20 protein-coding genes and 1 tRNA gene are annotated in these 21,423 nt (G+C 57.9%); 10 read left to right on the forward strand and 11 right to left on the reverse strand.

Features of this window, described 5'->3' with window-relative positions; all coding sequences use genetic code 11:
• Positions 1-152: 152 nt before the first annotated feature.
• Complete coding sequence (locus AC2CGI_RS10020) at positions 153-1,493, reverse strand: anaerobic C4-dicarboxylate transporter (RefSeq protein WP_075684798.1); 1,341 nt, start codon at positions 1,491-1,493, stop codon at positions 153-155.
• A 237-nt stretch (positions 1,494-1,730) separates the two neighbouring features.
• Here AC2CGI_RS10020 and AC2CGI_RS10025 point away from each other — a divergent pair, with 237 nt between their 5' ends.
• The 3 genes from AC2CGI_RS10025 to AC2CGI_RS10035 all read left to right on the forward strand — a co-directional run bounded on the left by AC2CGI_RS10025 (position 1,731) and on the right by AC2CGI_RS10035 (position 3,123).
• A complete protein-coding gene (locus AC2CGI_RS10025) occupies positions 1,731-2,183 on the forward strand; it encodes a PaaI family thioesterase (protein WP_004927931.1) in 453 nt (150 codons plus the stop codon).
• Positions 2,184-2,324: 141 nt separating this feature from the next.
• On the forward strand, positions 2,325-2,606 hold the full coding sequence (locus tag AC2CGI_RS10030; protein WP_004927927.1) for a hypothetical protein: 282 nt from the start codon (positions 2,325-2,327) through the stop codon (positions 2,604-2,606).
• Positions 2,572-3,123 carry a hypothetical protein gene (locus AC2CGI_RS10035; protein ID WP_004927924.1) on the forward strand — a complete coding sequence of 184 codons (552 nt, stop codon included), beginning with the start codon at positions 2,572-2,574 and terminating at the stop codon, positions 3,121-3,123. The genes AC2CGI_RS10030 and AC2CGI_RS10035 overlap by 35 nt, the downstream gene beginning before the upstream one ends.
• Before the next feature lie 57 nt (positions 3,124-3,180).
• Here AC2CGI_RS10035 and AC2CGI_RS10040 read toward each other — a convergent pair whose 3' ends face one another.
• The 6 genes from AC2CGI_RS10040 to etsA all read right to left on the reverse strand — a co-directional run bounded on the left by AC2CGI_RS10040 (position 3,181) and on the right by etsA (position 10,232).
• Positions 3,181-3,450: a hypothetical protein gene (locus AC2CGI_RS10040; protein ID WP_004927920.1), complete on the reverse strand. Its 270-nt coding sequence runs from the start codon at positions 3,448-3,450 to the stop codon at positions 3,181-3,183.
• A gap of 96 nt (positions 3,451-3,546) precedes the next feature.
• Positions 3,547-3,684 carry a hypothetical protein gene (locus AC2CGI_RS10045; RefSeq protein ID WP_162138956.1) on the reverse strand — a complete coding sequence of 46 codons (138 nt, stop codon included), beginning with the start codon at positions 3,682-3,684 and terminating at the stop codon, positions 3,547-3,549.
• A 135-nt stretch (positions 3,685-3,819) separates the two neighbouring features.
• Positions 3,820-5,322: a glycine betaine/L-proline transporter ProP gene (gene proP, locus AC2CGI_RS10050; protein WP_015377406.1), complete on the reverse strand. Its 1,503-nt coding sequence runs from the start codon at positions 5,320-5,322 to the stop codon at positions 3,820-3,822.
• 414 nt (positions 5,323-5,736) lie between these two features.
• Positions 5,737-7,104 carry a macrolide efflux RND transporter outer membrane subunit EtsC gene (gene etsC, locus AC2CGI_RS10055; RefSeq protein WP_015377407.1) on the reverse strand — a complete coding sequence of 456 codons (1,368 nt, stop codon included), beginning with the start codon at positions 7,102-7,104 and terminating at the stop codon, positions 5,737-5,739.
• A gap of 3 nt (positions 7,105-7,107) precedes the next feature.
• Positions 7,108-9,045, reverse strand: coding sequence for a MacB family efflux pump subunit (locus AC2CGI_RS10060; protein ID WP_015377408.1), 1,938 nt, complete (start codon positions 9,043-9,045; stop codon positions 7,108-7,110).
• Positions 9,042-10,232: a macrolide efflux RND transporter periplasmic adaptor subunit EtsA gene (etsA, locus tag AC2CGI_RS10065; protein ID WP_015377409.1), complete on the reverse strand. Its 1,191-nt coding sequence runs from the start codon at positions 10,230-10,232 to the stop codon at positions 9,042-9,044. Before etsA ends, AC2CGI_RS10060 begins: the two co-directional genes overlap by 4 nt.
• Positions 10,233-10,463: 231 nt before the next feature.
• Between etsA and cho the strand changes: the two genes are divergently transcribed.
• The 5 genes from cho (at position 10,464) to AC2CGI_RS10090 (ending at position 12,834) form a co-directional block, all read left to right on the forward strand.
• A complete protein-coding gene (gene cho, locus AC2CGI_RS10070; protein ID WP_015377410.1) occupies positions 10,464-11,312 on the forward strand; it encodes an excinuclease Cho in 849 nt (282 codons plus the stop codon).
• Positions 11,313-11,424: 112 nt separating this feature from the next.
• A tRNA-OTHER gene (locus AC2CGI_RS10075) sits at positions 11,425-11,521 on the forward strand.
• A 185-nt stretch (positions 11,522-11,706) separates the two neighbouring features.
• Entirely contained in the window at positions 11,707-12,006 is a 300-nt protein-coding gene (locus tag AC2CGI_RS10080) for a sigma-S stabilization anti-adapter protein IraP (RefSeq protein ID WP_015377411.1), read from the forward strand.
• 123 nt (positions 12,007-12,129) lie between these two features.
• On the forward strand, positions 12,130-12,633 hold the full coding sequence (locus AC2CGI_RS10085; protein ID WP_015377412.1) for a YlaC family protein: 504 nt from the start codon (positions 12,130-12,132) through the stop codon (positions 12,631-12,633).
• Between the two features lie 69 nt (positions 12,634-12,702).
• Positions 12,703-12,834: a hypothetical protein gene (locus tag AC2CGI_RS10090; protein ID WP_015377413.1), complete on the forward strand. Its 132-nt coding sequence runs from the start codon at positions 12,703-12,705 to the stop codon at positions 12,832-12,834.
• Between the two features lie 62 nt (positions 12,835-12,896).
• On the opposite strand, the gene AC2CGI_RS10095 is transcribed toward AC2CGI_RS10090, so the two are convergent.
• The 4 genes from AC2CGI_RS10095 to mdoC all read right to left on the reverse strand — a co-directional run bounded on the left by AC2CGI_RS10095 (position 12,897) and on the right by mdoC (position 16,927).
• Positions 12,897-13,025: a hypothetical protein gene (locus tag AC2CGI_RS10095; RefSeq protein WP_016928228.1), complete on the reverse strand. Its 129-nt coding sequence runs from the start codon at positions 13,023-13,025 to the stop codon at positions 12,897-12,899.
• A gap of 240 nt (positions 13,026-13,265) precedes the next feature.
• The gene (locus AC2CGI_RS10100; RefSeq protein ID WP_015377414.1) at positions 13,266-14,987 is read right to left on the reverse strand and encodes a potassium/proton antiporter; all 1,722 of its coding nucleotides are present in this window, start codon (positions 14,985-14,987) and stop codon (positions 13,266-13,268) included.
• 282 nt (positions 14,988-15,269) lie between these two features.
• On the reverse strand, positions 15,270-15,494 hold the full coding sequence (locus AC2CGI_RS10105; RefSeq protein WP_004927891.1) for a hypothetical protein: 225 nt from the start codon (positions 15,492-15,494) through the stop codon (positions 15,270-15,272).
• Positions 15,495-15,796: 302 nt separating this feature from the next.
• Positions 15,797-16,927 carry a glucans biosynthesis protein MdoC gene (gene mdoC, locus AC2CGI_RS10110; RefSeq protein ID WP_015377415.1) on the reverse strand — a complete coding sequence of 377 codons (1,131 nt, stop codon included), beginning with the start codon at positions 16,925-16,927 and terminating at the stop codon, positions 15,797-15,799.
• A 259-nt stretch (positions 16,928-17,186) separates the two neighbouring features.
• Between mdoC and mdoG the strand changes: the two genes are divergently transcribed.
• Positions 17,187-18,755: a glucans biosynthesis protein MdoG gene (mdoG, locus tag AC2CGI_RS10115; protein WP_004927882.1), complete on the forward strand. Its 1,569-nt coding sequence runs from the start codon at positions 17,187-17,189 to the stop codon at positions 18,753-18,755.
• Positions 18,748-21,306, forward strand: coding sequence for a glucans biosynthesis glucosyltransferase MdoH (gene mdoH, locus AC2CGI_RS10120; RefSeq protein WP_015377416.1), 2,559 nt, complete (start codon positions 18,748-18,750; stop codon positions 21,304-21,306). Before mdoG ends, mdoH begins: the two co-directional genes overlap by 8 nt.
• Positions 21,307-21,423 lie beyond the last annotated feature (117 nt).

Consider the following 21,423-nt stretch of genomic DNA (forward strand, 5'->3'; position numbering starts at 1 on the left):
TACCGAATAATCAAAGCAATAAGTAGTAATGTCGTAGACCGCCGAGAGGCGGTTTTTTTGTTTTTGTAATTCGCGTTACGCCTGCATTTTTTCCTTTCTTGTCATGCCGCTACCCTGCCTGCAGGGAGCCCCGCAGGGCTCCGAAGTACAACTCATAAGAAACCGAACGCCGCAGCGAGGATCCAGCCGAAGACGCAGGAGACGCTGACGCCAATCAGGCCGGGCAGAATAAAGCTGTGGTTGATCACGAAGCGGCCGATGCGGGTGGTGCCGGAGCGGTCGAACTGGATTGCCGCCAGATCGCTGGGGTAGGTCGGCAAAATATAATAACCGTAGCAGGCCGGCGCTGAAGCGACGATATAGGCCGGGTTGACGCCGATCGCCAGCGCCACCGGCACCAGCGCCGCCAGCGCGGCAGCCTGCGAATTGACGAATTTCGACACCAGCAGCAGGATCAGCGCATAGGCCCAGGGGTACTCTTTCACCAGCACGCCCAGCGTGGCTTCTATCTGCGTCAGGTGCGCGCCGAACATGGTTTCCGCCATCCAGGCGACGCCATACACCGCCACGATGGCGATCATGCCGGAACGGAACACCTCGTTTTTAGAGATAGACGCCGGGTTGGTGCGGGTGATGATAACGATCAGCGCCCCGGCCATCAGCATGCACATCTGGATCACCAGAACCATGGAGAGCGGCTTGCCGCCGAAGCTGGGCCGCAGGCCGGAAAAGGCCCCCAGCACCGCCACCAGGGCGATGGTGGCGAGGAAAATCCACATGGCGATCCAGTTGCTGCGCGGCAATACCCGGTCCAGCAGGGTAGCGGCGTCGCCGTAGACATAGCGATGGTTCTCCGGCACCGAGATGAACTTCTGGAACTCCGGATCTTTGTCCAGGTCTTTGCCGCGGAACCAGCTGAAGATGCCGATCGCCAGAATGCCGCACAGCGTTGAAGGGATGGTGATAGACAGCAGATCGAGGAATTCCAGATGGCGGCCATTGAAGGTGTAGCTGCTGAGCATTGCCACCAGTGACACCACCGCCACCGAGACCGGGCTGGCGATAATGCCCATCTGCGCGCCGATCGAACTGGCCGCCATCGGCCGTTCCGGGCGGATATTATTTTTGATCGCCACGTCATAGATGATCGGCAAGATGGTATACACCACATGGCCGGTGCCGCACAGGATAGTGAGAATACAGGTGACGAAGGGGGCGATGATCGAGACATAACGCGGGTTGCGCCGCAGCATCCGCTCGGCGATCTGCAGCATGACGTCCAACCCGCCTGAGGCTTGCAGGGTGGCGGAGGCCGCCACCACCGCGATGATCACCAGCATCACGTCTACCGGCGGTTTGCCGGGCTGCAGGTGAAAGCCAAACACCAGGATCATCAAACCGATACCGCCCAGTAACCCCAGCGCAATGCCGCCCTTACGCGCCCCATACAGCAGGCATGCCAATATAACCGCTAATTGCAGAAAGAAATCCATGATAGATACGCCTTAATAATGTTGAACTTAACTGCGTTCAGTTTCCGGCGGTGTTTACAGTAGAAAGTTGTTTTAAATCTAAAGGCGCTAAAAAATTGTGGTTATTAGCTCTAAAGAGTGATGACGGTCACGTTCAGAGAATCTGAAGAGCAGGCGGCTGACGACATCAGCACGAAAAAGCAAGTTAAGAGGTCAGACCTCTCCTATATAACCGGTTTACCACCAGAGGAGAGAGCAATGGATCCGACAAAAATGACCGGGCTGGCGTTATTACAGGCTGCGATGGCTGGCAAGATCCCACCGGCCTCGATCGCTGAAACCGTGCCCATGAAACCGGTCGCGGTGGAAGAGGGGTATATCCGCATCGCGGCGCGGGCCGACGGGCGCCATCTGAATCCACTGGGGGGCGTACATGGCGGTTTCGCCGCCACGGTTTTGGACTCGGTGACCGGTTGCGCGGTGCACAGTACGCTGGGCGCGGGGATTGGCTATGGCACCGTCGATCTGCAGGTTAAAATGTTGCGCCCTGTGCCGAAGGAAACTGATCTGATCGCCGAGGGGCGTCTGGTCTATGCGGCGAAGAACGTCGCTTTTGCTGAAGGCACGCTCAAAACGGCGGAAGGGAAGCTGCTGGCTTCGGCAACCGCCACTTGCTTTATTATTCGCCCCACCGAACAAGCACCGCAATAACCTGCTTTTTATCGGGCTTCGGGCTATCAACCCGGAGCCGGATGCATTTATCTTCGGCTGCATGCCTTGCTGCGCTACGATGGCAGGCGCGATACGCCATTGTGGTCTAGTATTCTTGGGTGAAAATTTATCGGGGTGATTATGCAGCCGTATAAAGAGGTTGAGTTTGATCATGAGCTTTGTCTGGCGATCGGCAAAGCCGTATTAGACGTGGTGGCGCAGGGGGAAGAAACCAGCGCTCCGGCGGTGATGAACGCGATTGAGCGGTCGGTGGCGCAGGGTCTGAATGACGACGAAACCGCCATCGCCGACGACGCCCTGGATGTGATGGCTCGTCTCATCCACGGTTTCAGATTCATTAATCTCGCGGGTGAAGAGGATACTCCCCATGCATTGGTTGAATTTCAAGCGCTACAAGAGTGACGTTGCCAAACAGGCCGTGCCGCCGCATTTGAATGCGGCTGAATTTGCGCGGCATTACGCCGACAAGCCGCAAGCCGATACGGAAGAGTACCTTTCGTTGAGCGGGGAGATGTGCTGGGATGCGGTGGTGCTTTGCGCTCACCGTTCAGGCGCGCTCAGCAAGGCGAAATACAAGCAGCTGTGGCTGACGGTGTTCGATAAGCAATATAAACATTTCGTCAGCCCTGATGATACCGAGATCCGCACCATGGCGGATATGCTGCGCGCGCCGCAGGGATGTTTTATCGGTATATTTTCCATGCGCGATGCGGCGGCGCCCCGATTGCTGCATGCTATGATCGGCACCGGTGCGGGATTTGCCGCGGGCAATAAAAATCTTTGCATCGGCGTGGGCGGCGCGGTCGGTTGGGAAAATCTCAATCTGGCGCGCGATCTGCGCTGGCAGCCGGAAGGCGGTTTTTTACGCCAGGGCGACAACGAAGTGCTGCGCATTTTTTATCGGCCTTTCCCCGCCTGAACCACCGGCCGCAGGCTTTTTAGGATAAAAAACCGCCGCCCGGCGGTTTTTTGTTGCTTACTTAAACCCGCCGTTGCGTATGAACTCGAGACCGGCGGTGGTGATCCGCGTTTGGTGCGGATCGATATCATAGTTGTTCTCGTCGATGTCGCTCATCACATAGGCTTGTATCAGCCCCTTGGTTTTAAGATAGGCGAAGGGATCGGCGAAGGCGTGCGGGCTGGTGGCGTCCTGCTTCCACAGTTCGTAGGTTTTTTCATCCAGCGTGCCGGGGTGATTGGCGGCCAGGTGGGTCAGGATCTGATTGTAGAACTCATAGTCGGTCATGATGCGGTCCTCTTTATCGCGAGCGACAGTCTCGGAAAATGGCGTAACGTCTATCAATCATAGCCGAAGTTTCCCACCGCCTGCGGCGGCGTCGGGTTAGCCGCGTTGGCTTTCAATCCAGTGAAACAGACGTGAAATGCTGAAGGTGATATCGCCAATGTTGAAAAGCGCGCCGAGCCACAGGGTCAGCATCACCAGGATGCCGATAATGATGGGAAGGTCCATTTTGCTCATGATCATGTTCTTCATCAATAAAGAGTGTGCGGCAAAGCGTACCACCAATCCTGATTGTCATAAAAATGCGCTGCGCATTATTTCTTTTGAAATCAAAGTAAAAAAGCCACCCAAACGGGTGGCTTTCAGCGGCGATCAGTCCAGCTTGGGGTGCTGGTCTATCAGGATCTGCTTTTTCTTTTCCAGCTCGGCGATCTGCGCGTTGATGTCCTCGACTTTCTGTTCGATGTTGTCGTAGGTCTCCTGCAGCAGTTCTTTCGCTTCGGTACGGTCAGAAGCGGCCGGCGTCGCGCCGCGCAGCGGCTTGTTGGCGGTCTCTTTCATGTACAGACCGGTGATAAGACCGATCACCGCCACAACCATCAGGTAGTAGGCCGGCATGTACAGGTTGCCGGTCGCTTCGACCAGCCAGGCAGCGACGGTCGGTGTCGCACCGGCGATCAGTACCGAAATGTTGAACGAAATCGCCAGCGCGCTGTAGCGGATGTGCGTCGGGAACATTGCCGGCAGAATCGAGGCCATCACCCCGGTGAAGGAGTTGAGCAGCACCGCCAGCACCAGCAGGCCGACGAAGATCAGGCCGATGACGTTGCTGTTGATCAAAATGAAGCACGGGATCGCCAGCGCCAACAGGCCGATGCTGCCGCCGATGATAAACGGCTTACGACCGATACGGTCGCTGGTCAGGCCGATCACCGGCTGCACGAACAGCATGCCGATCATGATGGCGATGATGATCAGAACGCCGTGATCCTCCGAGTAGTGCAGGTTATGCGACAGGTAGCTCGGCATGTAGGTCAGCAGCATGTAATAGGTCACGTTGGTGGAAATCACGATACCGACGCACACCAGCAAACTTTTCCAGTGTTTGGCCGCGATCTCTTTGAACGAGGTTTTCGGCGGATTTTCGATGGCGTTGCGATCTTCTTTCTCCATCTTATCCACGTGCTGCTGGAACGCCGGGGTTTCTTCCAGCGCATGGCGCAGATAGAGACCGATCAGGCCCAGCGGGGCGGCGATGAAGAACGGAATGCGCCAGCCCCAGTCGAGGAAGTTGGCTTCGCCGACGATGCTGGAGATCAGCACCACTACGCCTGCGCCCATCACAAAGCCGGCGATGGAGCCGAAATCCAGCCAACTGCCCATAAAGCCGCGTTTGCGGTCCGGTGAGTATTCGGCGACGAAGATCGCCGCACCGGAATATTCACCGCCGACGGAGAAGCCCTGCGCCAGTTTGGCCAGCAGCAGCAGGATCGGGGCCCAGATGCCGATCGACGCATAGGACGGGATCAGGCCGATACAGAAGGTGCTGACCGCCATGATGATAATGGTGACCGAGAGAACTTTTTGCCGGCCGAACTTGTCGCCCATAGCGCCGAAGAACAGGCCGCCGAGCGGACGCACCAGGAAGGGCACGGAGAAGGTCGCCAGCGCGGCGATCATTTGCACGCCGGGAGAGGCGCCGGGGAAGAAGACCTGGCCAAGCGCATAGGCGACAAAGCCGTATACGCCGAAGTCGAACCACTCCATCGCGTTGCCCAGGGCCGCCGCGGTGATCGCCTTCTTGAGTTTGCTGTCATCGATGATGGTGATGTCGTTAATGTGCATCGGTTTATGTCGTTTTTTTCTTAACTTCATATAATCATCCCTTAATGAATTATTCGTTGTTCGTGAAAGCGTCATCTCCGTTCACTGTTGTTTTCGAGTTATCAAATCGGCTAATCGAATCGCGATTCAAAACGATTCATTATCCACATTTAAGTTGGGATGTGGATCACAAAATATCGTCGTTTATGCCAAGATTATGTCATTTAGGTGACTAATTATTTTGCATCTATAGCTTAACGTTATATCTTGCGGCGATCAAATCCAGCAGTTTAACTTAAGTATTTGCACCGATTTGGTGCGAGAATAGTCTAATAATTGTGCTATTTGACGGTTTTTCGTCTGATTGATGATGTTTCAAGTATAGAGAGTACGGGAGATAAAACAGGAAAAATTGATGTGTTCGTCGCTAAAAAAACGCCTGACCAACTGGCCAGGCAGTTTGGATTAGGGCGCCGACGAACCGCCGAACTCCAGATAGATTTTCGCCAGGTTCTGGTACTGCGCGAAGCGGTTTTCGTCTACCGCCAGTTCCGCCTGACGGCGTTGCTCCTGAGCGTTTAGCCAGTCGGTAATGGTGACGGCGCCCTGCCGGTAGCGCACCTCGTTCAGCCGCTCCGATTTGCGCGCCAGCGCCAATGAGGCGCGCAACTGCGTTTCCTGCGCCAGCAGCTGCGTGCGCAGTGACAGCGCATTGTTCACATCGCCCATCGCTTTGTACAGCGCCTGCTTGAAGGCCAGAACTTGCTGTTCATAGTCGTTGCGGGCGATCTTGATTTCCACGCCCATTTGCCGCCACTGCAGGAACGGCAGCGTCAGGCTGGCGCTGAGGCTGCCCGTCGGGTTGCGCAGGAATTCCAGCAGCGCGCTGCTGCTGGCGCCCAGTGAACCGGTCAGGCTGAACTCGGGATAGTATTGCAGACGTTTTTCATCGACGTTGGCCAGGGCGGCGCGCAACCGCAGCTCTTGAGCGCTGAGATCCGGGCGACGGCTCAGGACGCTGGCGGGAATGCCGGTGTTGATCTGCGGCATCGCCGCCGTCGGCAGGCGTGCGGGCGCGATGGTGGCCTGGCCCGAAGGCGCACCCAGCAGCACCGCCTGTTCGTTCAGCGCCTGTTGGCGTTCGTGCTGCAACGCCAGCAGTCGGCTTTCCTGCGTCAGCAAGCTTTGCTCCGCGTTCACCACGTCCAGCGCCGAGATGCTGCCGGCCTGATAACGGGCGTTGGCCAGCCGTAGCGTCGTTTTGGCATAGGCGATGCTCGCCCGGCTGACGTCGATCTGCTGATTGAGGAAGCCGATGCGCCAGTAATTCGTGGCGGCGTCGGCCAGCAGCGTCAGGCGCGCCGTTTGCAGATCCTGCTCGGAAGCCTGGCTGGCCCACTCGGCGGCGTCGCGCTGGCGCGCCAGTTTACCCCACAGATCGACTTCATAGCTCGTAGAGAGTGTCGCGTTGCTGGTTTTATTCCACGCGGAGGACTCGGACAGCGGGCGATTAATGCTGCTGCCTAATGAGGCGCTGACGCCGGGCGCGGTGCTGATGCCGACGCGTTCCGCCTCGAGCCGCGCGCGGTAAACGCGCAGCACGGCGGCGGCCAGATCGTTATTGCTCGCCATCACCAGTTGCAGCCAACGATCGAGCTCGGGATCGTGGAAATCGCGCCAGTCGAACGGCGTCGGCGCGGCGTTGTCGGCAGCGTATTGCCACCCCGCAGGATAGTTGACCTGCGGCGCCCGGTAGTCGCTTTTCAGGGCATTGCCGCAGCCGGCGGTGAGCAGGGCGGCGAGGCTTAACGCCAGGGGAGATAAAATTTTCATGGGTTACTCGCTGGCCAATGAAACGACCGGATCCATCCTTGCCGCTTTGCGGGCGGGGAGATAACCGAAGATCATGCCGATTAAGGTTGAACAGAAAAATGCCGTGGCGGCGGCTTGCCAGGAATAGATGGCGGTGAACATGCCGCCCGCCAGCGAGGTGAACAGCGACCCGGCGGCGAACGATAGCGCGATGCCCAAAGCGCCGCCGATCAGACAGACCAGCACCGCCTCTATCATGAACTGTTGCATGATGTCGCTGCGCCGTGCGCCGACCGCCATGCGCACGCCGATTTCGTGGGTGCGTTCGGTCACCGAGACCAGCATGATGTTCATCACGCCCAGGCTGCCGATCACCAGCGCGATGGACGCCACCATCAGGATCAGCAGGCTGAAAGTCATTGACGTGCGTTCGATGGACTTTCGGATTTTATCGAAGTTGTACAAACGGAAATCTTTTACGCCATGGCGTTGGGTCAACAGCTGTGTGATAGCGGTGACGGCCGATTCGCTGGCGACATTGTCCTTTAGCCGAACGGTGATGCCGCTGAGCGTCGGTTTGCCTACCATGCGATACATCACCGTGCTGTAGGGCATCCAAACAGTAATGCGATTGGGCGCGTAGTTGCGATTGCTTTTCGCCACACCGATCACCCGTGCCGGCACCGAGCCGAGAAACACGATCTGGCCGAGCGGCTCGACGCCGAAATCGCCGAACAGCGCCTGGCGCGCATTGTCGTCGATGATCACTTCCTGCAGCGCATTACGATCGTCGCGGAAAGTCACGCCTTGTAACAGCTCGACGCCGTTAACGCGGAAATAGTCGCGCCCGACGCCGGTGATCGAGGCGGTGGCGGATTTGCTGCGAAAACGGATGCTGTCGGAAGCGTCTACTTCCGGGCTGACGCTGTCGACGAAGCTTTGCTGCGCCAGCGCGTCGGCATCGGCCGGCACCAAGGTGCGGATGCTGTCGATGGCGTCGTCGAAGAAATCGCGGCCCGGATAGATGCTTACCACGTTAGTGCCGAGATCTTTGAGGTTTTCCAGCGTGCGCTGTTTGGCGCCTTCGCCCAGCGCCACTACCGTGACCACGGCGGCGATGCCGAAGATGATGCCGGTCATGGTCAGCGCGGTGCGCAGACGATGAGCGTTCATCGCTTTCAGCGCCATGTGCAGCGATTCGCGGGTGCGGTCGATTAGGCGTTGCCAGCCGCTTTGCCGGCTGCGGTTCGGCGGCGGCAACGATGGGCCGGACGCCGATTTGCGGCCGCTGTCAGCGATGATCTTGCCGTCTTGCAGTTCGATGACGCGCTGCGCATGTTGCGCCACTTTCATATCGTGGGTGACGATCACCACGGTATGGCCGCGCTGATTCAGTTCGCTCAGGATCGCCAGCACTTCCTGGCCGGATTGGGTGTCCAGCGCGCCGGTCGGTTCGTCCGCCAGGATAATTTCGCCGCCGTTGATCAGGGAGCGGGCGATGCTGACGCGCTGCTGTTGGCCGCCGGAAAGCTGGCCGGGCTTGTGGTCTTCGCGTCCCTCCAGGCCTAACCGCGCCAGCAGTTGCGCCGCCCGCAGCCGCCGCTGATCGCGCCGGGCGTTGGCGTAGATGGCCGGGATTTCGACGTTGCCCAGCGCGCTGAGATCGGGCATCAGGTGATAGCGCTGGAAGATAAAACCGATATGTTCGCGGCGCAGGCGGGCCAGTTCGTCCGGCGACAGGTGGGCGGCGTTCTGGCCGCTGATGTAGTAATCGCCGCGATCCGGCACGTCGAGGCAGCCCATGATGTTCATCAGCGTCGATTTGCCTGAGCCGGAAGCGCCGATGATCGCCACCAGCTCGCCGGCGGCGATGGTCAGATCGATGTCTTTCAACACCGTTAACGCTTGACCGCCGTTGGTGTACGTTCGGCTGATGCCTTTTAGTTCGATGATCGCGTTCACAGGAAGATGCCATCCTCAGCCGATTTGGCGGCGGGCTGCGACAGCACCACGGTTTCACCGGCTTTCAGGCCGCTGAGGATCTGAATGTCGACATTGTTGGTGATGCCGGTGGTCACTTTGCGCGTTTCCAACCGCTGGTCCTGGGTCAGCACCTGCACCTGCTGCATTTCTCCTTCGGCTTTATGCACCGCCTGGATCGGCACCAGCAGGGTGTTCTTCGCGTCGCCGAGCAGCAAGGACACCTGCGCGGTCATGGCAATGCGCAGGCGGTTCTCCGGGTTGGGTACGTCCAGCAGCGCGTTGTAATAGACCGAGGCGTTCGAGGTGCCGGAGCCGGAAGCGGAGCTGGTGCCGGCGAGCGAATCGTCTTTCATCACCGATTCCGGCGCCAGCTCGATGGTGCGCAGCGTGGCGTCGTACCGTTTATCCGGATCGGAGAAAATAGTGAAGTACGCCTTTTGCCCCGGTGAAATGCGGGTGATGTCGGCTTCGGAGATCTGCGCCTTGATGGTCATCATATCCAACCGCGCCAGCTTGACGATGGTCGGCGCGCTTTGGCTGGAGTTGACCGTTTGCCCCTGCTGTGTGACCACGGCGATAACGATGCCGTCCATCGGCGCAACCACGCGGGTATAGCCCAGATCGATTTTTTTCTTCTCGACTTCGATCTGCGATTGCACCAACTGCGCATTGAGCGCCTGCAGATCGGCGCGAGTGGTGGCGAGCGAGGCTTCGGCAGTTTCGAAGTCTTCCCGCGAACTGGCTTCGTCGTTCAGCATGCGGCGCTGGCGTTTGAAACGCGACTCCGCCTGTTTCAGCAAGGCCTGTTTGGCTAACATATTGGCTTTGACTACGTTCAGCGCCGCCTCGGCGTTGCGCAGATCGTTGCGCTGTTGCAGATCGTCGATGTCGGCGATCGGTTGCCCTTTGGTGACGCGATCGCCCAGCTTGACCTTCAGCGATTTGACTTCGCCGGAGACGCGGGCGCCGACGTTGACGCGTTCGATGGCATCCAGCCGCCCGGTGGCCAGCACGGCGTTTTCGATATCGCCCAGGCGGGCCGGCGCGGTAACGTAATCCTGCTGCGGCGGGCGTTGCCAAAAGATGGCCAGCGCGACGGCGACGGCGATGAAAACGATGGCGGCGAGCAACGCCAGACGGCGGGAGGGGAGCTTCAGTGATGACATACCCAGGTTTTCCATAACGATAAAAGCGGCGGTTCCAGTCTGCCATCATGGCAGCGCCAGCTTGAACTGGCGCTAAACGTGAGGCGCTTTCCCGCTGGAAAGGGGATAGTAAAGGCTTTCCCGTTAAAGATCACGGTGAGTTATTATCCGCCGGGTGTGCAACCGGCTGCAGGGCGCGTTATACTGGCTAAAAAACCAGTATTCATTCATCAGCAGGATAATGCCACCGCCATGATGCCAAACCGCCTCGAGCCGGAACTCGACATTTATCAATACCCGGAGCACCTGCGCGCCTGCCTGGCGCCGTTGCCTAAAGGGCCGGGCGTGTATGTGTTTCACGGTCAAAGCGAGAGCCTGCCGCTTTACATCGGTAAAAGCGTCAATATACGCAGCCGGGTGATGGCGCACTTCCGCGCGCAGGACGAGGCTAAAATGCTGCGCCAAACTCGACGCATCAGCTTTATCGAGACCGCCGGTGAGTTGGGCGCATTGCTGCTGGAGGCGCAGTTGATCAAACAACAACAGCCGCTGTTCAACAAACGTCTGCGGCGCTCGAAACAGCTTTGCGCGCTGCGCTTGCAGGCAGATGCGGTGACGATTGCTCACGCCAAAGAGATCGACTTCGCCGTCACGCCCGATCTCTACGGGCTGTTTGCCAATCGCCACGCCGCGCTGGAAAAGCTGCGCGCCATCGCCGACGAGCATCGTTTATGTTACGGCAAGCTGGGGATCGACAAGCTGCCCGCCGGGCGAGCCTGTTTCCGTTACAGCCTGCGCAAGTGCGCCGGCGCCTGCTGTGGCGTGGAGTCGGCGCAGGAACATGCTCTGCGGCTTAGCGCGGCGCTTGAACAGTTGCGCATCGCCTGTTGGCCGTTCGCCGGACGCGTGGCGCTGGAGGAGCAGGGCGAGACGCTGCGTCAGTACCATGTGATCCACAATTGGTTTTATCTGGGCTCGGTCGGCAATCTGGCGCAGGCGAAGTTGCTGCAGAGCGCGGCCAGCCACTTTGACAGCGATGGCTACAAGATTCTGTGCAAGCCGCTCATGGCCGGCGATTATCGGATTATTGCGCTGCCGTAATGCCATAACGCTATCGATAACCTAAGACTTATCTGTAAATTCAGGGCATTATGCTAAAAAAGCTTGAGTCCATAATGTTGTTATGGATAATGGCACCCCGAAGCGAAGGAACGCGCTATTAACTCAGTTGGCAGAGTGATTGGTTTTATAATGGCTTGTTTTGGCTTGAAAATTGATAGACGCGGGTTCGAGTCCTGCATAGCGCGCCAGCTTTCTTTCCTTCATCTCACCGCGCTTATCGTAAAGCGCACCCGGGTTGATTTGCACTATCGGCTCCTCGTTGGGATTTTCGGGTGTGCTTTACCGTAACCGCTGGCTTTCCTTCCTCTTTCTCTTTCGATCCTTTGCTAAACTGTAATCAGGCAGGCTTGCTGCCCGGCAACAGGAGGTCGATATGTCTCACTCCGAGCAACTGCAGGAGCTCTTGCAACGCGTCGCCGCCCTTGAGGCGAGAGAGAAAGCGCTGAGCGCCGCATCCAACGCTTATCAGGCGATTATCACCACCATGTTGGGCAATATGGAGAAGGTCGAACGTGACCGGATCATCGCCATGATCGATCAGGCCCATGAAATCGCCTACGCCCGCGCCATTCAACGCAGCAACGAACCGCAAAAGCAAAAAATCAAACAGGCCGACGACGTCGCCCAGCGCATGTTCATGTTTGCGCAAGGCAAAGCCGCTCAGCCGCGCTGAAGCCGAACTATAACAGTTGCCGCCATTAAGTTGGCTAACTGATCTACCCGGCAAAACTGTACTTGTGTTACTTTTAGCGGTGAGATTTGATGGCAATGCTGTTTCCAGCATAAGGTTGTAACGATGGACGCGATTAAAAGCATCTTGGTTAAAGAGATTGAACAGATCAATCGGCGCGAAGGGCGGGACGGCAAGCCGCGCTTCAACAGCGAATTCGCCCGCACTCACCGCTATTTGTGCCTTGCCATGTTCGCCGGTTACTTCGCGGTGATCGCCGTGATGTATCAGGTGCCGTATATGGGGATGTATGCCTTCCTGGGCTTCACCGCTTTCGTGCTGTTCATGTTCGCCATGCTGCTGATCGAGATCCGGCCGGTGTATCGTTTCGAGGACATCGGGGTGCTGGATTTGCGGGTTTGCTACAACGGCGAATGGTACTTCACCCGCGCGCTGTCGCCTTATGCGGTGCAGCAGCTGCTGGATGAGCCGTCCATCGGCGCCGCGCTGAAACAGAAGATGCGAATCATCATCGGCAACAAGGGCGAAATCGATTTCTACGACGTGTACGACATGGCCTACGGAAAAAAGCCGCAGGATGAACCGTCTCAGCTGGCGGCGGCGAACTGAAAGGTTTCCGGCCGGCGGCTTGTCGATTATACTCAGCGTTTGAACGCGAAGCAGAATGAGGACCAAGCGATGAGTGATGATATTTTCGATTTTGATATCGATGCCGAACTGGCGAAAGCCGAAGAAAAAGCGGCGCAGAAGGTAAAAGAGGTCCCCGAGTTCCTCGAAGACGAAGCGGACTGCGAAGGTTGCAAGATCTGATTGCCTGCCCCATAAAAAAAACCGCCGCGGCGGTTTTTTTTATGTCTGAGCGTCGCGCGGCGTCAATCCAGCACGAATCCCCAGATCAGGAACGCCGCCACCAGAATCAGGCAAAGCGCGGACACCGTCACCAGTATTTTCCCCAGAATGTCTTTTTCTTGTTCCTGCTGCGTCACGTTGAAATTATCCAATTAAAAGTCTATGGACCAAACCGGCGATGCCGAGATCGAGCGCCGCTACGCCCAGCGCCATGATCACTATCACCGAAAGAAATCGAGTCTTGCCGTTCACTTCCCTAATCCCTATCGGCGCCGTTATATCAAAGGGATATAATTTGGCAGCGCCGTACTGCATACATCGTGATAGAGATTAAGAGCGTTCTTAAGGCCAGAAGTTCCCTCATCTGGTAGGCCGGCGCCTGAGCGGCAGCGTTAGTCGGTCACGATCCGCACGCCTATCTTGCTGACTTGATTGCCGTCCATTTCGGCGATGGTCCAGGTCAGACCGTCCCATTCCACCTGGTCGCCGATCACCGGTTCACCGCCGATCAGCTGAATGACGAACTGCCCCAGCGTCTGCTGCTCGTCCACGTCGTCTTGCAGATTGAGGCCATAGACCTGCGAGATATCGCTCAAACGGGCATCGGATTGCAGTATAAAGTCGCCGAAGAAGCGCTCGTCGAGCGTCACAGCCGGCGCCTGGCTGAACAGCTTGCCGAGGATCGGCAGATCGTGCTCATGGCCGATGACGCACAGAATATCGTTCTCTCGCAGCCGGGTGCTGCCGCTCGGGTGCAGCAGCTCTTTGCCGCGGAACAGGGCGGCGATGCGGGTATTGGGCGGCATTTTCAGCTCACGCAGCGCCGCGCCGACGCACCAGTTTTCCGCCGAAAGCTGATACACGAACTGTTCCCACTGGTTTTCCGGGTGCACGTCCAGCCCAACGCGGGAGATCGGCGTCAGCGCCGGCGGCACGATCACCTTGGCTTTTTTGGCGGCAAACGACAGCGTGGTGCCCTGCAGCAGCAGGGAGACCAGCACCACGAAGAACGCCACGTTGAAGAACAGCTGGGCGTTGGGCAGCCCGGCCATCATCGGGAACACCGCCAGGATCACCGGCACCGCGCCGCGCAGGCCGACCCAGGAAATAAAGCCGCGCTCGCGCAGGGTAAAGCTGCGGAACGGCAGCAGGCCGATAAACACCGACAGCGGGCGGGCGAACAGGATCATCCACAGCGACAGCAGCAGGGCAGGGATGGCGATCGGCAGCAGCTCGTGCGGGTTAAGCAGCAGCCCGAGCACCAGGAACATGCCGATCTGGCTGAGCCAGGCGAGGCCATCGAAGGTTTGTACGATGCCGTGACGGTTGCGGATCGGCCGGTTGCCCAGCAGCAGGCCGCACAGATACACCGCCAGAATGCCGCTGCCGTCCAGCGCGGTGGTCAGCGCGAAAATAAGAATGCCGCCGCTTACCGCCAGCAGCGGATAGAGGCCGTCCGCCAGTTTGATGTGGTTGATCAGCGTCAGCAGCAGCCAGCCGCCGCCCAGACCGAAGACGATGCCCATGCCGAACTGCTGCATCAGATGCAGCGGGAAGGTCCAGCTCAGTGCGGTTTCCCCGGCGGCGATCATCGCAATCAGCGTGATGGTGAGAAACACCGCCATCGGATCGTTGCTGCCGGATTCGATCTCCAGCGTGGCGCTGACGCGTTCGTTCAAACCTTTGCCCCCCAAAAGGGAGAAGACCGCGGCGGCGTCGGTGGAACCGATGATGGCGCCGATCAGCAGCCCCTGCAGCAGATCGAGATTGAACAGCCAGGCGGCGGCCATGCCGGTCAGGCCGGCGGTGATCACTACGCCGACGGTGGCGAGAGAGAGTGCCGGCCACAGGGCGACGCGGAAAGAGCTGACCCGGGTACGCATGCCGCCGTCGAGCAGGATCACCGCCAACGCGAGGTTGCTGACCAGATAAGCGACCGGGTAATTGCTGAAGACGATGCCGCCGGGGCCATCGACGCCGGCCAGCATGCCGATCGCCAGGAAGATCACCAGGATCGGAATGCCGAGCCGGGAAGAAAATGAGCTGAGCAGAATGCTTGCCCCCACCAGCACGGCACCGATGACGAACAAACTGTTAATGGTGCTGGCATCCAAAATATCGCTCTCCTGAGGCTGGGGGATAGGGGCACTGCGCTGGTGTCGATGATAACGTGTTTAGTGGGTAAAACGCCAAGGCTGATTGCGAAAACAACCGATCAATTATTGCCCTTTGGTGCGATTAACCGAATAAAGTGAGGGGAAGAGGGAGAATGCTGTCTTTTATCCAACATTATCAGGCTGCTGTATTTCTGCTTTGGCAACAATGCCCGATCGTGGCTGAGGGAAAAACCATTAAGCCCGCGCCGGCAGGCTTAATGGTTTGCAGGCGCGGTAGGATTAATGATCGAGCGATTCCAGCGCCCGTTTGATCAGCTCGGTGGCCAGCTTGCTTTCCGCTTCGGAAATGCCGTCGAGATTGAAGTTGGAAAGCTCAGCGACCAAAACGCTGCGTTCTTTGCCGCTGATCGAAGCGTCCAGCGCGGACAGCAACCTGCCGAGGATCTTCAGCAGGGTGGCGTTTTCCGCTATGGCTTCTTGAGCTGGGGTGTTCTTATCGGTCATTCAAAATCCTCTCTGTCGTGACGGAAGGGAGATGCAGCTAACGCCACCGAATAAATTAAACGATCGCGCAGCCCTTCGGGGGTGTTGAGCCCAATCACTACCGTAAGGCAGGGATCCGGATTTCTACTTATGCATTGCAGTTATAACGGCTAGGTTATCTATGCAGCCGTATCACTTTGCCTTAACGGTCGACGCCAGGCTGAGCAATGTGTGCTCTGTATGCAAACCACCAGTATAGGCTTTTTACGCGGCGGCAATATGACAGAAGCCCCCTGCAAACGGTCGGGTTTACAGGGGAAAGGTTATTGCGGTTTGCCGGAGAACAGGAAGCGCAGCACCGGAATGCGCTTGTGCAGTTCATATAGCGCGAAGGCCAGAGAGAACACAAACAGCAGGCCCAGCAAGAATCCCAACAGGTTGTTGCCGATATACGGCGTCACGAAAGCGCCATATATCAGGGTCAACGGATGGTGCACCAGATATATAAACAGCGAGGCGTTGACCAGATAGGTGATGCGCGGCGAGTGATAATTCAGCAGGTTATGCCCGAAAGAGAACACGACGTTGGTCATCAGGATCCCCATTAGGGTTTTGATCACCACTTCCAGCTCGAACATATAGCTGCTGTGCGCCAACAGCTTTTGGTTCAGCATATATGCGATAAACAGCAGCAGCGAACCGAGCAGCGCCAGCGGCGAACGGCGCAGAAAAATCTCCTTAAGCCACACATACTTAAACGCATAGGCGCCGAGGAGGAAGAACGGCAAGTAGAACATCGTCTCCATCACCACGAAATTGAACAGGCCGTTGGATAATAGCTGCGGGGCGAAAATTAAAATAATGCGGTGCGCGGCCGAATAGCATACCGCATAAATAAAGAAATACAGTGAGATGTTTCCTAATCCACGCATTCTGTTTATTAGCGTTGGAATATATTCACGGGTTTGACGCTTGATTTTACGGAACAGATAAAAACAGGCGCAGGTTAACAATGACAGCGTCAATAAGAACCACAGATGAGAAACCAATTCCCAAACTGTTACATTTATTTTCTGATAGAGAGAAAATTCATCCCAGCCGTTTAATTTGTCGGTGAAATATTTCAGCATGAAAAACTGCGGCACCGTGATCAGCGGGATGGAGCTCAACAGCGGGATCGCCACCCGCTCCAGCCTGACCTTCAGCCACTGGTGGCGCTCGTAGCGCTCGTAAAGCATGTAGGAGAAGTAGCCGGATATCACGAAGAACACCTGCATGCGGAAGGCGTGGATGAAGTCGTTCAGCACCGTGAGCGAAAAGGAGGGCGACGCGCTGTTCACCGCCCAGGCGTGGCTGGAATAAATCAGGGAGAGGTGAAACGGGATGCCGAGCAACATCAAATAGGCTCTGATGGAGTCGAGGAAAAACTCGCGCTGTTTGCTGCCTTTAGTCATAGATTACCGCTGGTGATTTAATCGAGAGTTCATTAACACGCTTAATAAGTCGTCAAACGTTAAATTGTTATCCGGAACCCTACTATAGCCCCCCGCATTTTTCCATAGCGTCTTGTTGCGCGGCTTGCTACGCTGGTGTTCCATCAGCTGCTTAAACAATGAGCCGTAAACATGAACCATCCATTTATCATGTTGTCGGAAAGCTGAGTAATCCATTAATATGGATTTAAATGCTTTGAGCACACGAATAGGGGGGGATGTGCTAGTTAATATATTATCCGGACAACCACGCGCCGCGAGCGTTCGTTGGTTAGGTGCGACCGTATTGTTCACGCTGTTCAGTTCGCCGGCTTGGGCCTTTTCTATTGATGATGTCGCCAAGCAGGCGCAGGATCTGGCGGCGAAAGGTTTCGAAGCCCCGAAGAGCAACCTTCCTTCTCAGTTCCGCGAGATGAAGTTCGCAGACTATCAGCAAATTCAGTTCAATCACGATAAAGCCTATTGGAGCAAGCTGAAAACCCCTTTCAAGCTTGAGTTTTATCATCAGGGGATGTACTTCGATACGCCGGTGAAAATCAACGAAGTCACCTCCACCAGCGTAAAACAGATCAAGTACAGCCCGGATTACTTCAACTTCGGTTCGGTCAAACACGACCCTGAATCGGTGAAAAACCTCGGCTTTGCCGGTTTTAAGGTGCTTTATCCGATCAACAGCGCCGACAAAAACGATGAGATCATGAGCCTGCTGGGCGCGAGCTATTTCCGCGTGGTGGGTAAAGGACAGGTTTACGGGCTTTCCGCTCGCGGCCTGGCTATCGACACCGCTTTGCCGTCCGGCGAAGAGTTCCCGCGTTTCCGCGAATTCTGGGTTGAGCGTCCGAAGCAGGGCGACAAGCACCTGGTGATTTATGCGTTGCTGGATTCCCCGCGCGCCACCGGCGCTTACCGTTTCACGGTGATCCCGGGCCGCGACACCACCGTGGACGTCGAGTCTAAAGTGTTCCTGCGCGACAAGGTGGGCAAACTGGGCCTGGCGCCGCTGACCAGCATGTACCTGTTCGGGCCGAACCAGCCGTCGCCGACGCTGAACTACCGCCCGGCGTTGCACGATTCCAACGGTCTGTCTATCCACGCCGGCAACGGCGAGTGGATCTGGCGTCCGCTGAACAATCCTAAACACCTGTCCGTCAGCACCTATACCGTCGAGAATCCGAAAGGCTTCGGTCTGCTGCAGCGCGGCCGCAACTTCAAGGATTACGAAGATCTGGACGATCGCTACGATCTGCGCCCGAGCGCCTGGATCGAACCGAAGGGCGACTGGGGCAAAGGCAAGGTCGAACTGGTGGAGATCCCGACGGCGGATGAAACCAACGACAACATCGTCGCGTTCTGGACGCCGGATACCTTGCCGGAAGCCAAAAAGCCGCTGACGCTGAGCTACCGTTTGAACTTCACCCGCGATGAAGACAAACTGCATTCGCAAGATATCGCCTATGTGGCCCGTACCATGCGTTCGACCGGCGACGTGAAGCAGTCCAACCTGATCCGCGAGCCAGACGGCAGCGTGGCCTTCCTGGTCGACTTCGTTGGCCCGGTGCTGAAAGGGCTGGACGCCAATACCCCGGTCGCTTCTCAGATCAGCATCGGCGACAACGGTGAGATGGTAGAAAACAACGTCCGCTATAACCCAGTGACCAAAGGCTGGCGCCTGACGGTGCGTCTGAAAGTGAAAGACGACAAGAAGCCGGTAGAAATGCGTGCGGCGCTGGTCAATGGCGATAAGACTCTGTCGGAAACCTGGAGCTATCAGCTACCTGCCAATGAATAAGCCTACTCAACCCGCCCAGGATTATCTTGCGGCGCTGCCTCTGACCGCCGAGCGGTCGGAGGCGCTCAACCCTCAAACGGCGGATGGCGCTCAGGCACTGGAGGCGCTCCATCGGCAGATGGGCGCCGCCGACGCCAACGTTAATAGCCTGTCGGCGGATGACGTGGCGCTGGCCTCGGTCAAACCGCGTATCGAAAACGCCTGGCCGGATGCGGTCAGCGATGACGACTTCGATACCGACGCCGAAGGGCGCGCCATTCTGAAGGCGACGCCGCCGATCAAACGCACCACCATGTTCCCGGAAGCCTGGCGCACCAACCCGGTGGCGCGCTTCTGGGATTCTCTGCTGGGGCGGTCGCCGCACAATCGGCACGCCACCAAAGAGGAGGCCGAGGCCGAGAACCGCTGGCGTACCGTCGGCTCCATGCGCCGCTATGTGCTGCTGGTGCTGATGCTGGTGCAAACCGGCATCGCCACCTGGTACATGAAAACCATCTTGCCTTATCAGGGCTGGGCGCTGATCGATCCTATCGCCATGCTGGATCAGGATCTGATGCAGTCGGTGTTGCAACTGCTGCCGTATGTGCTGCAAACCGGCATTCTGATCCTGTTCGCCGTCCTGTTCTGCTGGGTCTCGGCCGGTTTCTGGACCGCGCTGATGGGCTTCCTGCAGCTGCTGATCGGCAAGGACAAATACAGCATTTCCTCCACCATCAAGGGCGATGAGCCGATCAACCCGGCGCACCGCACTGCGCTGATCATGCCGATCTGCAACGAAGACGTCGAACGCGTGTTCGCCGGCCTGCGTGCGACCTATGAGTCCGTCGCTGCGACCGGTCAGCTGGAACACTTCGATATCTACGTGCTGAGCGACAGCTACGATCCGGACATCTGCGTGGCCGAGCAAAAAGCGTGGATGGAGCTGTGCCGCGATGTCGATGGCCACGGCCGCATCTTCTATCGCCGCCGCCGCCGCCGCGTCAAACGCAAGAGTGGCAACATTGACGACTTCTGCCGTCGCTGGGGCGGTGAGTACAGCTACATGGTGATCCTGGATGCCGACAGCGTGATGAGCGGCGAATGCCTCACCGGGCTGGTGCGCCTGATGGAAGCCAACCCGAACGCCGGCATCATCCAGTCGGCGCCGAAGGCGTCCGGCATGGATACCCTGTATGCGCGCGTGCAGCAGTTCGCCACCCGCGTTTACGGGCCGTTGTTCACCGCTGGCCTGCATTTCTGGCAGCTGGGCGAGTCGCACTACTGGGGGCACAACGCCATCATCCGCGTGAAGCCGTTTATCGAGCACTGTGCGCTGGCGCCGCTGCCGGGCGAGGGCTCTTTCGCCGGGTCTATCCTGTCGCACGACTTCGTTGAAGCGGCGCTGATGCGCCGCGCCGGCTGGGGCGTGTGGATCGCTTACGATCTGCCGGGCAGTTATGAAGAGCTGCCGCCAAACCTGCTGGACGAGCTGAAGCGCGACCGTCGCTGGTGTCACGGCAACCTGATGAACTTCCGCCTGTTCCTGGTGAAAGGCATGCACCCGGTGCACCGCGCGGTGTTCCTTACCGGTGTCATGTCCTACCTGTCGGCGCCGCTGTGGTTTATGTTCCTGGCGCTCTCCACCGCATTGCAGGTGGTGCATACGCTGATGGAGCCGCAATACTTCCTGCAGCCACGGCAGCTGTTCCCGGTCTGGCCGCAGTGGCGGCCCGAGCTGGCGATAGCGCTGTTCTCCACCACGCTGGTGCTGCTGTTCCTGCCGAAGTTGCTCAGTATTGTGCTGATCTGGGCCAAGGGCGCGAAAGAATACGGCGGGGCGTTCCGTCTGTTCATTTCGATGCTGATGGAAATGCTGTTCTCGGTGCTGCTGGCGCCGGTGCGCATGCTGTTCCATACCGTGTTCGTGGTGAGCGCCTTCCTCGGTTGGGAAGTGGTGTGGAATTCGCCGCAGCGTGACGATGATGATACGCCGTGGGGCGAAGCGTTCCGCCGCCATGGCTCGCAGATGTTGCTGGGCCTGGTGTGGGCCGGCGGCATGGCGTGGCTGGATCTGCGCTTTCTGTGGTGGTTGGCGCCGATCGTGTTCTCGCTGATCCTGTCGCCGTTTGTGTCGGTGTTGTCGAGCCGCGCAACGCTGGGCATGAAAAGCAAACGCGCCAAGCTGTTCCTGATCCCGGAAGAGTACAATCCGCCGCGTGAGCTGTTGGCGACGGAAGAATATCTGCATCTCAACCGCAACCGCGCGCTGACCAACGGCTTTATGCATGCGGTGGTCAATCCATCCTTCAATGCGCTGGCGACGGCGTTGGCGACGGCGCGTCACCATCTGCGCGCGACGCTCGATCGCAATCGTGAGGAGCGGGTGAACGAAGCGCTACAGTTAGGGCCTGAGAAGCTGGTGAAGGGCAAACGTCTGGAGCTGCTGAGCGATCCGGTCACGCTGGCTCGTTTGCATCAGCGCGTCTGGCTGTTGCCGGAAGGCGCCGCCTGGCGTGAGCATTATCAGCAGTTGCCGCACAACCCGCTGGCGCACCCTACGGGCCGGCGTTAATTGCTAATCGGCAACGCTCAGACGGGGAATGCGCATGGCGCATTCCCCGTTTTTTTTACCTTTTGCTTACGTGCGCCGGTACCGGTGGAGAAAGGGAACTGTGATAGACTGCGGCCG

The sequence above is a fragment of the Serratia sp. LSHTC3 genome, assembly GCF_057197125.1.